The sequence below is a fragment of the Curtobacterium sp. 1310 genome (assembly GCF_017834105.1).
In the GTDB taxonomy this organism is placed as follows: Bacteria; Actinomycetota; Actinomycetes; order Actinomycetales; family Microbacteriaceae; genus Curtobacterium.
In genome coordinates, this window is sequence record NZ_JAFICY010000003.1 from 157910 (window position 1) to 171205 (window position 13296).

12 protein-coding genes are annotated in these 13296 nt (G+C 73.4%); 9 read left to right on the forward strand and 3 right to left on the reverse strand.

Going from position 1 to position 13296, the window contains the following annotated elements; all coding sequences use genetic code 11:
- Positions 1-55: 55 nt before the first annotated feature.
- Complete coding sequence (locus tag JOD95_RS09065; RefSeq protein ID WP_209684676.1) at positions 56-1393, forward strand: uracil-xanthine permease family protein; 1338 nt, start codon at positions 56-58, stop codon at positions 1391-1393.
- A gap of 103 nt (positions 1394-1496) precedes the next feature.
- Here JOD95_RS09065 and JOD95_RS09070 read toward each other — a convergent pair whose 3' ends face one another.
- A complete protein-coding gene (locus tag JOD95_RS09070; protein WP_209684678.1) occupies positions 1497-2159 on the reverse strand; it encodes a GAP family protein in 663 nt (220 codons plus the stop codon).
- Positions 2160-2220: 61 nt separating this feature from the next.
- Here JOD95_RS09070 and JOD95_RS09075 point away from each other — a divergent pair, with 61 nt between their 5' ends.
- Genes JOD95_RS09075 through JOD95_RS09085 form a run of 3 tightly spaced genes read left to right on the forward strand, consistent with a single transcriptional unit; the run spans position 2221 to position 5988 of the window.
- Positions 2221-3555 (forward strand): MATE family efflux transporter, encoded by a 1335-nt coding sequence (locus tag JOD95_RS09075; protein WP_209684680.1) that lies wholly within the window; start codon positions 2221-2223, stop codon positions 3553-3555.
- Positions 3552-4796, forward strand: a complete 1245-nt coding sequence (locus tag JOD95_RS09080) for a lipopolysaccharide biosynthesis protein (RefSeq protein ID WP_209684682.1) — start codon at positions 3552-3554, stop codon at positions 4794-4796. Before JOD95_RS09075 ends, JOD95_RS09080 begins: the two co-directional genes overlap by 4 nt.
- Before the next feature lie 43 nt (positions 4797-4839).
- A complete protein-coding gene (locus tag JOD95_RS09085; protein ID WP_081984522.1) occupies positions 4840-5988 on the forward strand; it encodes an ATP-binding protein in 1149 nt (382 codons plus the stop codon).
- A gap of 39 nt (positions 5989-6027) precedes the next feature.
- On the opposite strand, the gene JOD95_RS16935 is transcribed toward JOD95_RS09085, so the two are convergent.
- A complete protein-coding gene (locus tag JOD95_RS16935) occupies positions 6028-7107 on the reverse strand; it encodes an esterase family protein (RefSeq protein ID WP_209684684.1) in 1080 nt (359 codons plus the stop codon).
- Between the two features lie 150 nt (positions 7108-7257).
- Between JOD95_RS16935 and JOD95_RS09095 the strand changes: the two genes are divergently transcribed.
- Complete coding sequence (locus tag JOD95_RS09095) at positions 7258-7647, forward strand: DUF4190 domain-containing protein (protein WP_209684686.1); 390 nt, start codon at positions 7258-7260, stop codon at positions 7645-7647.
- A 46-nt stretch (positions 7648-7693) separates the two neighbouring features.
- Here JOD95_RS09095 and JOD95_RS09100 read toward each other — a convergent pair whose 3' ends face one another.
- Positions 7694-8848, reverse strand: coding sequence for a substrate-binding domain-containing protein (locus JOD95_RS09100; RefSeq protein ID WP_209684689.1), 1155 nt, complete (start codon positions 8846-8848; stop codon positions 7694-7696).
- 126 nt (positions 8849-8974) lie between these two features.
- Here JOD95_RS09100 and JOD95_RS09105 point away from each other — a divergent pair, with 126 nt between their 5' ends.
- The 4 genes from JOD95_RS09105 to JOD95_RS09120 all read left to right on the forward strand — a co-directional run bounded on the left by JOD95_RS09105 (position 8975) and on the right by JOD95_RS09120 (position 13164).
- The gene (locus tag JOD95_RS09105) at positions 8975-10366 is read left to right on the forward strand and encodes an MFS transporter (protein WP_245172032.1); all 1392 of its coding nucleotides are present in this window, start codon (positions 8975-8977) and stop codon (positions 10364-10366) included.
- A 9-nt stretch (positions 10367-10375) separates the two neighbouring features.
- Positions 10376-11071: an endonuclease NucS gene (gene nucS / locus JOD95_RS09110; protein ID WP_209684691.1), complete on the forward strand. Its 696-nt coding sequence runs from the start codon at positions 10376-10378 to the stop codon at positions 11069-11071.
- Positions 11072-11237: 166 nt separating this feature from the next.
- Positions 11238-11906 (forward strand): HAD hydrolase-like protein, encoded by a 669-nt coding sequence (locus JOD95_RS09115; RefSeq protein ID WP_209684693.1) that lies wholly within the window; start codon positions 11238-11240, stop codon positions 11904-11906.
- Positions 11907-11916: 10 nt separating this feature from the next.
- The gene (locus JOD95_RS09120) at positions 11917-13164 is read left to right on the forward strand and encodes a CynX/NimT family MFS transporter (RefSeq protein ID WP_209684696.1); all 1248 of its coding nucleotides are present in this window, start codon (positions 11917-11919) and stop codon (positions 13162-13164) included.
- The last annotated feature ends 132 nt before the right edge of the window (positions 13165-13296 follow it).

Here is a 13296-nt window from a genome sequence, read left to right on the forward strand (position 1 = left end):
CACCGGGTCCGCGTCGGGACGGAGCCAGCAGCCGCGCAGCCGCTACGGTGCTGCCATGGGACTCGGCTGGAAGCTGCACGGTGACGGCGCGACCGTCTCCTCCTCGACCATCGTGGCGCCGGACGAGCGCCTCTCCTGGGGTCGCACCATCGGGCTCGGCGTCCAGCACGTCGTCGCGATGTTCGGTGCCACCTTCCTCGTGCCGCTCATCACGGGCTTCCCGCCCTCGACGACCCTGCTCTTCAGCGGCGTCGGCACGATCCTCTTCCTGCTGATCACCGGCAACCGGCTGCCGAGCTACCTCGGCTCGTCGTTCGCCTTCCTCGCCCCGATCGGCGCCGCGACGAAGATCGGCGGCATCCCGCTCGCGCTGTCCGGGATCATCGTGGTCGGCGTGCTGCTCGCCCTGGTCGGCGCGCTCGTGCACCTCGCCGGGGCCGGGTGGATCGACCGCCTGATGCCCCCGGTGGTGTCGGGAGCGATCGTCGCCCTGATCGGCTTCAACCTCGCGCCGGCCGCCCGCGACAACTTCGCGAAGGCCCCGGTCGTCGCGCTGATCACCCTCGCGGCGATCATCCTGGTCACGGTGCTGTTCAAGGGACTGCTCGGTCGCCTGTCCATCGTCATCGGTGTCCTCGTCGGCTACGTCGCCGCCCTGCTCTCCGGCCAGGTCGACCTGTCGACGGTCAGCGCCGCCCCGTGGATCGGCCTGCCGACCTTCACCGCCCCGGCCTTCGACCCGGGCCAGCTCGCGATCTACCTCGGCTTCGTGCCGGTCGTGCTCGCCCTGGTCGCCGAGAACGTCGGTCACGTCAAGGGCGTCGGACAGCTCACGGGCCGTGACCTCACCCCGCTGACGGGTCGCGCGCTCTTCGCCGACGGCGTCTCGACCGTGCTCGCCGGTGCCGGCGGCGGTTCCGCCACCACGACCTACGGCGAGAACATCGGCGTGATGGCCGCGACCCGCGTCTTCTCGACGGCCGCGTACTGGGTCGCCGCGATCGTCGCGATCCTGCTGGGGCTGTCGCCGAAGGTCGGCATGGTCATCTCCTCGGTGCCGGCCGGGGTGCTCGGCGGTGCGACCACCGCCCTGTACGGACTGATCGGCGTCATCGGCATCCGCATCTGGGTCGAGAACCGCGTCGACTTCGCCAAGCCGAAGAACCAGCTGACCGCCGGCATCGCGCTGATCATGGGCATCGCCGACTTCACGTTCTCGTTCGGCGGCGCGACCTTCGGCGGCATCATCGTCGGCACGGTCGCCGCGATCGTCGTCTACCACCTGATGGACCTGGTCGGACGGGCCCGCGGGACGGACCCGGCGACGCTCCGCGCGTCGGACGAGGCGCGCGCCGCCACCGGGGCGATCCCGGCAGAGCCGCGCGCCGACTGACGCCGGGACCACCGGACGGGAGGCCCGTGGCGACCCCGCCACGGGCCTCCCGTCCGTTCCGTCCGCGGTCCGGTCGTGCGCGCACCCGCCCTGTCGGCCAGCGTCAGCGGAGACCGACCACGCCGACGGTGAGCTGGACCACCGCCAGGACGGCGAGCACCGCGACCAGTCCGACAGAGCCCCACCGGGCGATGCCCGCGCGCATCGCAGCGAGGGGACGGCGAGCGCGACGACCGGCCGCGAGCACGAGGACCACGGGCAGCACCGTCGTCGACGCGGCGACCACGACGAAGGCCGCGCCGGCGAGCAGTGCCTCGCCGGGGTCGGGCTCGGCGTCCCCGAACGCGAGCCCCGCGGTCAGGGCGAGCACGACCGCCTTCGGGTTGCAGAACAGCAGCATCCCGAGCCCGAAGCCGTGCACCGGACCGACCCGCTCGACCACGTCCGCCCAGCGGGTGCTCGACGGGGAGCCGTCCGGCAGCCGGCGGACCGTCCACTGCCAGACCGCGAGCGCGGCGAGCACCACCCCGGCGACCACGGCGACGATCGCCTGGACGGACGAGCCACCGGCCGTCTGCACGGGGAGCCGCTCCCCCACCGCGACCGCCAGGACGAGCGCCGCGGCGACGGCCACGGTCCACCCGGCGGTGCAGGCGACGGCGGGGGCGGAGCCGCGACGGTGCCCGAGCAGGACGACCACGGACGCGACGGGCAGCGGGCTCAGGGCGATGCCGACGGCGCCGGGCGCGAGCGCGAGGAGGTCCACGCGCGCAGCGTACCGACGGCGGGACGGACCGGTGCTGCTCCGACTCCGGCAGGATGGTCCGGTGCCACGACCGACCTCGCCCGCCGCGACGACCGAGCGTCGGTCGGTCGACGGGGACATCGTCCGGCTCGCGCTGCCGGCCCTCGGCGCGCTCGTCGTCGAGCCGCTCTTCCTGCTGACCGACACGGCGCTCGTCGGACACCTCGGGGCGACGGCGCTGGCTGCCGTGGGCCTGGCGAGCGTCGTGCTGCAGACGGTGACCGGACTGCTCGTATTCCTGGCGTACTCGACGACCCCCGCGGTGGCCCGGGCGCTGGGCGGCGGCGACCGTCGCGGAGCGGTGCACGCCGGCATCGACGGGATGTGGCTCGCGCTCGGGCTCGGTGTCGTGCTCGCACTCGTCGGCTGGCCGCTCGCCGGACCGCTCGTCGAGCTGTTCGGCGCCTCGGCGGCGGTCTCGACCGCGGCGACCGCGTACCTGACGGTGTCGCTGATCGGGCTCCCCGGGATCCTGGTCGTGACGGCGTCGACCGGACTGCTGCGGGGCCTGCAGGACACGCGGACACCCCTCGTCGTGGCGACGATCGGCTTCGTGGCGAACGGGCTGCTCAACGCCGTGCTCATCTACGGCGCCGGCTGGGGCGTCGAGGGGTCCGCCGCCGGCACCGTGATCGTGCAGTGGGCGATGGCCGCCGTGTACGTCGTGATCGCCGTGCGTGCGGCCCGGGCATCGGGTGCACCGCTGCGACCGGGCGCGTCCGGCGTCGTGCGGGCGCTCCGGTCCGGGGCGTGGCTGTTCCTGCGCACGGCGTCGTTGCGCGTGGCGATGCTCGCGACCGTGGCGACCGCCTCGGGCCTGGGCACGACCGGCCTGGCGACGACCCAGGTCGGTCTCACGGTGTTCTCGACCCTGGCCTTCGCACTCGATGCCCTGGCGATCGCCGGGCAGGCGCTCGTCGGCCACGGGCTCGGCGCGCGCGACCCCGACCGGGTGCGGCTGGTCACGAGCCGGCTCGTGCTGCTCGGCATCGTCGGCGGGGCACTGCTCGGGGTGCTGACCCTCGCGGTGAGCGGACTGCTCGGACCGGTCTTCTCCGACTCCGCCGCGGTGCGCTCGGCCCTGCCGCTCGTGCTCGTCCTCATCGCCGTCGGGATGCCCGTCGCCGGCTACGTGTTCGTGCTCGACGGCGTGCTCATCGGTGCCGGGGACGCGCGCTACCTCGCCGTCGCCGGGCTCGTGAACCTGGTCGTGTACCTGCCGCTGCTCTGGTGGGTCGGCGGGACGCTCACCGGGCTCTGGGCGGCCTTCGCGCTCGGTTACATCGGCGTCCGGGCGGTGACCCTCGGGGTGCGGGCGCACCGTCGGGGCTGGGTCGAACAGGCGCTGGCGCGGTGAGCGGGCACACGGGCGGGCGTGCGGACGGGCACGGGCGCGTCGCGTCGTCGGCGCTGCTCGCCACCGTCGGCATCGGCGTGCAGGGGCTCGCGAAGCTGCTCGTCACCGTCGTCGTCGGCCGGGTGTTCGGCACCGAGACCCTCGGGCAGACCACCGCCCTGCTCTCCCTGTCGGTCTTCACCGCGCTGCTCTGGCCGAACGCCGCGGGGAACACCGCGTCGAGGGTGCTGGCGATCGCACTGCGCGGACGTCGCTCGGACGCCGCGGTGAACCGGCTGCTCGGGGCCTCGATGGCGGTGTCGAGCGCCGTGCTCGCCGCCGTGACGGTGCCGGTCGCGCTCGCCTGGGGAGCGAGCCCGGGCATGCTCGTCGGCGGGGTCGGGGTCGTCGTCGGGTACGGACTGTACTGCTACGCCCGCGGAGCGCAACTCGGGTACGACCGGGCGCCACGCGTCGCACTGTGGGACACGGTCACGAGCCTGCTCGCCCTCGGATTGCTCGTCGCAGCGTGCGTCGCCCGGCTCGAGCCCCTCGTACTGCTGCCGCTGGCGGTCGGGTACACCGTGTTCGCCGTCGCCTGCTGGCCGCGAGGGAACCGTGCTCCCGGCGCACCGGAACCGACCGCAGGGGTGCTCGCCTTCGCGGCCTGGAACGTGCTCGCGGTCGTGACCTCGAACGGGCTGCTGCAGCTGACGATGATCTCGGCGCAGGTCTCCGTCTCGGCGCACGAGGCCGGTGTCTACGCGGCGGCGTTCACCCTGGCGACCCCGGCGTCGATGGTCGGCCAGGCGCTGGGCCAGGTCCTCGTGCCGGCGTTCGCCCACCGCTCGGACGGCGGGTCGCTGCGCTCACGCGGGGTGCTCCTGCTCGTCGGCGGCTTCACCGGCGGGACCGCCGTGGTGTTCGGGCTCGTGGCGTGGCTCGCCGGCTGGTTCCTGCCGCTCGTCTACCCCGCCGAGGGGGCCGAGGCCGTGTCGGACCTGCGGTACCTGATGGTCGGCGTGTGGGTGTTCACGGTCGGGCTCGTGCCCGCGGCGCTGCTGCTCGCGTCCGGGCGGTCGCGGCAGGTGGCGCTGGCGTCGGTCGCCGGGTTCGTCGTCGGGGTGGTGCTCATGGCGGTGCTCGCTCCGACGTGGGGCGTGGCCGGGGGCAGCACGGGGTTCCTGGTCGGGAGCGCGGTGAACCTCGTCGCCGTGGTGGTGCTCGGGCTGCGCGGGCCGCGGGCGGGAGGAGTGCGATAGATTGTTATGAAAGACGTCTTTCATAACAGATCATCGGAGGCCCATGCAGCCGAGCCCCTACACACCGGGTGAGATCGCCCGCGCCGTTCCCGGGCGCGCCCTCCAACTCGCCGATCTGGACGAGCGCCTGTCAGTCCTGGTCGACCTCCACCGTCTGGTGGGTCGGATCCGGGTGGACCACGCCGCGCGAGGCTTCGGGAAGACATCACTGCTCCGCGAGTACCAACGCCGGGCTTCTGCGCGCGGCGCGGCCACCGTGTGGGTGACGGCAGGTGAACCGCAAGGGCTCGTCGAGCAGATCCTCGACGAGTTGCGGCGGACCGTCGGGGCTGCCGGCGCCCCGCACGGCAGGGCTCTCCGCGAGAAGGTCGAGTCACTCCGGCTCTCGCTCGGGGTGCCGGGCATCGCCACCGCGACGGGGACCTTCCGCTCGACGGCTCCGGACGACGAGCGCGCTCGTGCGGGCGCCCGCGGCCTCGAGGACGTCATCCGCGCCGCCACGACGGAGCGGCCGCTTGTCATCTTCGTCGACGAGATCCAGTCAGCGGACGCGGCAGGCCTCCGCACGCTGGTCTACGCCTGGCAACACCTCCAGGCGGAGGGTACGGACGTCCCCGCCGCGGTCTTCGCCGCTGGACTGCCGAACGCGCCGGAGACCATCGCCGAGATCGTCACCTTCAGCGAACGCCTCGCGTACCGACCGCTCGGCCCCCTGCATCGTGATGCCGAGGAGATCGCACTGGTCGGACCGGCTCGCCTCCTCGGAGTGCAGTGGACGCCGGAAGCCGTCGACCGCGCGTTGTCGATCGCGCAGGGCTACCCGTACTCCGTCCAGCTCATCGCCGACTCCGCGTGGGCGGCTGCAGGGCGGCCCGATCCGGGAGCGGTGATCGACGTCGGTTCGGTCGAGACCGGACACCGTTCCATGCAGGCCGACCTGGAGGCGCTCTTCCGGGCGAGGTGGTCGGCGTGCTCGACCTCGGAACGGCGTCTGCTGACGGCGATGGCACGGCTCGGCGACGGTCCGACTTCGCGGGCGTCGATCGCGGAGGCGCTGGGGACCGGGACGAACCAGCTCTCCACGCCGCGGGCGCGGCTCATCGACAAGGGACTCGTGCAACCAGCCGACCGGGGGATGCTCCAGTTCACGATCCCCGGGTTCGCCGCCTTCATCCGTTCCGAGTACTCCTGAGGGACCGGCGGCCGGAGCCCTCGAGTGGCGAGCGAGCCGTCAGGACGCCGCGAGTCCCACGTGCGGCTCCAGCCACGCCATCCCGGCAGCGATGGCCGCGCGTGCCATCGCCCAGTCGTGCCCGCCTCCCGGCACGACCCACCGCGTCACGTGCATGCCCGCCGCAGCAGCGTGCGCGGCGACCACGGGCATCGCCGGACCGTAGTGCCGGTCCAGCTGCGCAGCGGTGAAGAACGCGGACGTACCCGTGTAGGGGCCGTGCTGGGCCATCACCGCGATCGGTTGCGCCGCACGCCAGGCCGCGACGCTGCCGCCGAACCCGTGCAGGGTCTCGGCGCGGGTCAGCTCGGTCGGGCCGAGCTCACCGGAGACGTCGATCACGTTGCCGAAGCGCTGTGGATCGCCCGCCCCGAGCTGGATCGCGCAGGTGCCGCCCTGCGAGAACCCGCCGACGGTCCACGCCGTGGCACCGGTCTGCACGCGCAGGTGACTCGTGATCCACGCGGGGACGTCCTGCTCGAGGTACGTCCGGCTGTTGCCGAGCGGCCCGTCGACGCACATCGGGTTGCCCGATCGTGGGCCGAGCTGATCGGGCACGACGACGATCGGCGCGAGGCCGCGGTGCAGGCCGGCGATCGCATCCATGGTGTGTGCGATGTGCCCGCCGGTCTCGACGTCGTCGGGGCCCGCGCCCCGTGACTGCCCCGACATGAGGACGGTGACGGGGAGTGGTGGCGGATCGGCGACCAGTGCCGCCGGTGGGAGCCAGAGCAGGGCGTCCCGCGCGACGAAGTGCGACCGGGTGCCCGGGATGGCGACGTGCAGCAGGCGCCCCTGCTGCGGGAGGTCGGCGGGCGGGGTCCACGTCGTCGCGAGGTCGACGCTCGACGGTTCGCGCGACGTCGGGCGCTCGGTGGCGGGGATGCCGCGGGAACTCGTCGGCACACTGCGGGTGCGCTGCGGCGCGATCAGCGTCGCGCTCGGTGCCGGAGCAGCAGTCGCCTGGTCGGACGACCCCACCGATCGCACGACGACGACGGTGAGCGCGACCGAGACGAACGCGACCACCAGGACCACGACGAGCCACACCAGGTCCCGGGAACGATCGATCGGCTGCACGTGACGGAGCGTAGGGAGCGCTCCTCGTGAGCAGTCGGTGGCGGAGGCCTGCGGCGCTGAGGAAACCCCCAACCGACACCCAGCCGGGGCCGCGCTCTGCCATCCGCTACCGTTGGGGCACGCGACAGCGGACTCGACGAGGGGGAACCGATGAGTGACGACCAGTACCCGGGCCAGGGGAACCAGGGCCACCACCAGCCGCAGTACGCGCAGCAGCAGCCGCAGTACGCGCCGGCGCCGCAGTACGGGCAGCCGACGCACGTGACGGTCGGCTACCAGCCCGCTCCGCCGCGTGGTCTGAGCATCGCGAGCATGGTGCTCGGCCTGGTGTCGATCGTCCTGGGGTTCACCTTCCTCGTGCCGCTGGTCGGGTTCGTCCTCGGCATCGTCGGCCTCCGGAAGGAACCCGCCGGTCGCGGGATGGCGGTCACCGGTCTGATCCTGAACGGGCTCTTCGTCGTGGGGTGGGCGCTGCTCGTCATCTTCGTGATCGGCATCGGCGCAGCGGGCATCGCCACCAGCGGCACCTCGGGCGCCTAGCCCCCAGCGCTCCGGCAGGAGGCGCGCGGGTCGCGGACCCGGGCGCTCAGTCGCCGACCGCCCGGCGCACCGGCCCCGTCGTGTCGCCCACGCGCAGTTCCGACCGGAAGGCCGCCGGCTGCGGCTCGTCGCCCTCGAGCATCGCGAGCGCGGCGCGTGCGGCGGCCCGACCCTTCTGCTCGAACGGCTGCACCAGCGTCGTGAGCTGCCGGATCGGCGAGCGGTGGAGCAGGCTGTCGTCGACCGTGATGCCGTCGAAGCCGACGACGCTGACGTCCTCGGGCACCCGGAGTCCCGCGTCGAGCGCTGCCGAGACCACCCCGACGGCGAGCAGGTCGCTCTGCGCGATCACCGCGCTCGGGACCGGTCCGTCGCCGGTGAACAGTGACTGTCCGGCGATCCGGCCCTCCTCGACAGAGCTGGCGGCGGCCTCGACCGCGACGGCGTCGGGGTAGACGCTGCGCACACCACGGAGACGCTCCAGGGTGGTGTGGGCGACCCCCTCCGCCTCGCGCGCTGCGTCGACGGGGCCGCGGCGGCGCTCGGCATCGAGCGGGAGGGTGACGACGGTGACCGCGGTGTGCCCGAGCTCGCGCAGGTAGTCGGCGGCACGACCGGAGGCCTCGCGGTTGTCGAGCTGGACGGGGACCGCGCCCTCGATGTCGTCGGCCTCGATCGCGACGACGGGGATCTGTCGTCGGCGGAGCACGGCGACCGCAGGGTCGATCCGCACGTTGCACCCGACCAGGACGACGGCGTCCATCGGGGCGTCGACGATCGGCCCGGCGCCGTGCTCGTCGTCGAGGGGGCTGCGCACGAGGAGCAGGGAGGCGCCCGCCTCGCCCGCGACCTCGGCGATGCCGTCGAGCGTCAGGACGTTGACCGGGTCGCGGAACGCATCGCTCAGCCGCTCGTCCATCACGACGCCGATCACCCCGGACCGACCCCGGCGGAGCGAGCGCGCCCGCGGGTCCGGGCCCCCGTAGCCGAGGTCGGCAGCAGCGGCGAGCACCCGGGCCCTCGCGTCCTCGGACACCGGGCCGGCACCGCTGAAGGCGAGGGAGGCGGTCGACGGCGCGACCCCCGCTGCGCGGGCGACCGCGGCCAGCGTCGGTCTGGGCCCACGGCGCACGGGACCGTCGGCGTGGTCGCGGGGGTTCGTCGCCCCGGACGCGCCGGGTGCTGTTGCCGGGTGGTCCATCGCCCGTTAGCGTAGTCACACGAACCGGTCGAATCGATTCGACCGGACAGCCGCAGGCAGGAACCCGATCAGGGACGGCCTCGCCGGCGGCCCACGACACGACCAGCACGAGACCGGAAGCTCCGCATGACGACGACGTCCACCCGAACCGCCCCGACGACCCGCACCTGGATCATCGCGGTCTTCGTGGCCTTCACGCTGTCCGGTCTGGCCATCGCCACCTGGCTCGGACGCATCCCCAGCGTGCGCGACTCCCTCGGTGCCACCACCTTCGAGATGGGTCTGCTGGTGCTCGGCATGGCGGTCGGCTCGATCGGCGGCCTGACCTTCGCCGGCCACATCGTCGCGAAGGTCGGCGCCCGCCGGGGCGTGCAGGTGGCCTCGGCTTGCCTGGCGGTCGGCCTCGTCTTCGCGGGCGTCGCCGTCACCGCCGGCTGGGGCTTCGCCGCGATCTGGATCGGTCTCATCGCGTTCGGCTTCGGCAACGGCCTGGTCGACGTGTCGATGAACGTCTCCGGCGCCGCCGCCGAGAAGGCCGGTGGTCGCACGATCATGCCGCTCTTCCACGCTGCGTTCAGCGTCGGCACGCTCGCCGGTGCCGGGCTCGGCGCCCTGACCGAGGCGCTCGACGTCCCCGTCGTGCTGCACTTCGCGGTGCTCGGCGTCGTGGTCTGCCTGGTCATGCTCGCGGCGGCGTCGCGCTTCGGGGACGAGCACCGGTACGAGGAGCACGAGTCCACCGCGACCAGCCCGACCCCGGTGCAGCTCACACGCTGGCAGGTCTGGGCACAACCGTCGACGCTGCTCATCGGTGTGATCGTGCTCGGCATGGCGCTGGCCGAGGGCTCCGCCAACGACTGGCTGCCCCTCGCCATGATCGACGGGCACGGACTCGACAACGCCGCCGGCTCCGCCGTGCTCACGGTGTTCCTCGCCGCGATGACCGCCGGACGCATCGCGGGCAGCCCGCTCATCGACCGGTTCGGCCGGGTGCCCGTGCTCCGCGTGAGCGCCGCCGTCGCCGTGGTCGGCCTCGGGCTGCTCATCTTCGTGGACGTGATCCCGATCGCGATCGTCGGTGTCGTCCTCTGGGGCCTCGGTGCGAGCCTCGGCTTCCCGATGGGCATGTCCGCCGCCGCCGACGACCCCCGCTCGGCAGCGCTCAAGGTCAGCGCCGTGGCGACGATCGGCTACGTGGCGTTCCTCGCCGGTCCGCCGCTGATCGGCTTCCTCGGCGAGCACATCGGCCTGCTCGGCGCGCTGCTCGTGGTGTTCGTGTTCATCATCGCCGCCGGCCTGGCATCGGGAGCGGCGCGCGAGACCGGCGCGGCGGCCGAGACGCTGCGGAAGCGGCGCGGACGCGACGACGGTGGCCACGGGGCGGCACGCGACCAGCAGCCGGACGCGGCGCAGCACGGCGGGGGCGAGCCGCGCCTCCAGACCGACCGCCCGCACCACGGGACGGACGACACGACGGTGGACCCCGCCGCGTCCGGTGGGACGCGCACCGACCGTTAGGATCGCCGGGTGCGTCTCGTCATCGCCCGCTGCTCCGTCGACTACGCCGGACGCCTGTCGGCCCACCTGCCGCTCGCGACCCGTCTCCTCATGCTCAAGGCGGACGGCTCGCTGCTCGTCCACTCGGACGGCGGCAGCTACAAGCCGCTGAACTGGATGAGCCCGCCGTGCTCGATCGAGATGACCGAGCCGGACGAGGAGCAGGCGAGCGCCGGCATCGCCCAGGTCTGGACCGTCACGCAGAAGAAGACGCAGGACAAGCTCATCGTCAGCCTGTACGAGGTCGTCGCGGACGAGAGCCACGACCTCGGCGTCGACCCCGGTCTGGTGAAGGACGGCGTCGAGGCGCACCTGCAGCAGCTGCTCGCCGAGCAGATCGAGCTCCTCGGCGACGGGCACACGCTCGTCCGACGTGAGTACATGACGGCGATCGGTCCGGTCGACATCCTGGCGCGCGACGACGCGGGGGCGAGCGTCGCGGTCGAGATGAAGCGCAACGCCAACATCGACGCCGTCGAGCAGCTCACGCGGTACCTCGAGCTCATGAACCGCGACCCGCACCTGCGGCCGGTGCAGGGCGTCCTGGCCGCGCAGACGGTCGCACCGCAGGCACGCACGCTCGCCGAGGACCGCGGCATCCGCGTCCTCGTGCTCGACTACGACGCGATGCGCGGCATCGAGGGCGGGCACACCCGCCTGTTCTGACGGTCGCGTGGCGCGCTCGGCACGCGTTCTGCGACACCGCACCCGTCGATCGACGCGTGCGATGTCGCAGGACCGGCACCGAGCCGGGAGGCTCGCCCCACCGCCCTGCGCGCCCACCGGCCCGCCCCGTGGCCGGCCCCACCGCCGCGACTAGGCTGGTCAGGACATGACGCGCCCCTACTCCGCCATCCTGTTCGACCTCGACGGGACCATCAGCGACTCCGCCCCGGGGATCCTCGAGAGCATGACGCACACCTTCCGCACGGTCGGCGTGCCCGTGCCGGACCACGCGACGCTGATGTCGTTCGTCGGCCCGCCGATCATGGACACCTTCCGGACGGCGATGGGCATGGACGACGTCGGTGCGGAGCGGACACTCGCCGTGTACCGCGAGCACTACCTGTCGCACGGGGCTCTCGACTCGGCGATGTTCAGGGGCATGGACGTCGTGCTCCGCACCCTGCACGAGGCCGGACTGCCGCTGTCCACCGCGACGAGCAAGCCCGAGACACCGGCCACGGTGATCCTCGACCACTACGGCCTGACCGGGTACTTCGACTTCGTCACCGGTGCGAGCGACGACGAGGTCCGGAGCGCCAAGGCCGACGTCGTCGCCGAGGCCCTGCGACGACTCGAGGCGGCCGGCCACGACGTCAGCCGCCCGGTGCTCGTCGGCGACCGGCTGCACGACGTCGAGGGCGCCCACGTGCACGGCGTGCCGGTCGTCTTCGCCGAGTGGGGCTACGGCTCCCCCGCCGAGGCCGAGGGCACCGTCGCCCGTGCCGCCACCCCGCTCGACCTGCTGCCGATCCTGCTGCCGGACGCGGCGGCGTGAGCAGGGACCGGTGAACACCGTCGCCCGTCGCGGACTCCGCGGTGCGGCCTGGCTGCTGCCGGCGGCGATCGTCCTCATCGCCCTCAACCTGCGCGGGCCGATCGTGGCCTCGGCGCCGGTCATCGGCGACCTGCGCGTGGACCTCGGGCTGACCGCGACGATCGCCGGGCTCCTGACGACGATCCCGGTCCTGTGCTTCTCGCTGGCGACACCGTTCGCCAGCTGGGTGATCGCGAAGGCCGACCCGGAGCGTGCGGTGTCGCTGGCGCTCGTGATCGTGCTCGCGGGCACGGTCGTCCGGTCGACCCCGTCGGCGGCGGCGCTCCTGGTCGGCACCGCGATCATCGGCATCGGCATCACGATCGGCAACGTCGTGATCCCGGTGGTCATCCGACGGGACACCTCGCCCGAGCGCGTCGGGCTGGTGACCGGCGTGTACACGTCGGCGCTCAACGTCGGGTCGATGATCACCTCGCTCGGCACCGCCCCGATCGCTGCCGCGTGGGGGTGGCCGGTCGCCATCGCCGTGTGGGCGGTGTTCGCCGTCGTCGCCGGGGCCGCGTGGACGTACGCGGTCGGGGCGCGCGCGGCGTGGCTCCGGCCGGCCCGGGTCGAGCCCGTGGTCGCGACGGGTCCGGTCGAGCTCCTGACCGAGACCGGGTCGATCCGCACGGTGTCGGCAGCGTCGGAGCCCGTCCGACCCGCGCGCCGGCTCATCACGTGGGGGCTGACGCTGGCCTTCGGCGGGCAGGCGTTCTCGTACTACGCCCTGACCGCGTGGATCCCGACGCTGCTGCACGACGAGATCGGCTTCTCGGCGGAGTCCTCGGGCGCGAGTTCGTCCGTGTTCCAGATCCTGGCGGTGGTCGGCGCGCTCGGCGTCCCGGTGCTCGCGACCCGCTGGGCGCCCCGCGCGATCATCGCCCTCGTCGCCTTCCTCTGGCTCGCGATGCCCCTCGGGCTGCTGTTCGCGCCGCAGCTCTGGCTGCTCTGGTCGGTGCTCGGCGGAGCGGCGCAGGGCGGCGGGATCACGGTCGTCTTCATCATCGTCGTGCGGATCGTCACGAGCGACGACGACGCCCGGCGGATGTCCGCGTTCGTGCAGGGCGGCGGGTACCTGATCGGCTCGGCGGGACCCCTCGTCGCCGGGGCCCTGCACGGCGCGACCGGGAGCTGGACGGCCCCGCTGCTCGTCGTGCTCGTGGCGGTGCTGACGCTCGGCGTCGCGGGGACGCTCGCGGCCCGCCGCGTGCGCTGACGCGGCGCAGCGGCGCGGCGCGCCGCGGCGGCGAAGCGCGGCGATCGGCCCGTACTCGAGGACGTGGTTCGACGCGCTCGCGAACAACCGACGGCACGTCGCACCACGGAAGGACGTGGTGCGACGTGCCTC

Coding starts and splice junctions, on each gene's coding strand:
- JOD95_RS09115 (WP_209684693.1), top strand. CDS start 11,238: ATGACGCGCCCCTACTCCGCCATCCTGTTCGACCTCGACGGGACCATC.
- JOD95_RS09100 (WP_209684689.1), bottom strand. CDS start 8,848: ATGGACCACCCGGCAACAGCACCCGGCGCGTCCGGGGCGACGAACCCC.
- JOD95_RS09105 (WP_245172032.1), top strand. CDS start 8,975: ATGACGACGACGTCCACCCGAACCGCCCCGACGACCCGCACCTGGATC.
- JOD95_RS09085 (WP_081984522.1), top strand. CDS start 4,840: ATGCAGCCGAGCCCCTACACACCGGGTGAGATCGCCCGCGCCGTTCCC.
- JOD95_RS09095 (WP_209684686.1), top strand. CDS start 7,258: ATGAGTGACGACCAGTACCCGGGCCAGGGGAACCAGGGCCACCACCAG.
- JOD95_RS09065 (WP_209684676.1), top strand. CDS start 56: ATGGGACTCGGCTGGAAGCTGCACGGTGACGGCGCGACCGTCTCCTCC.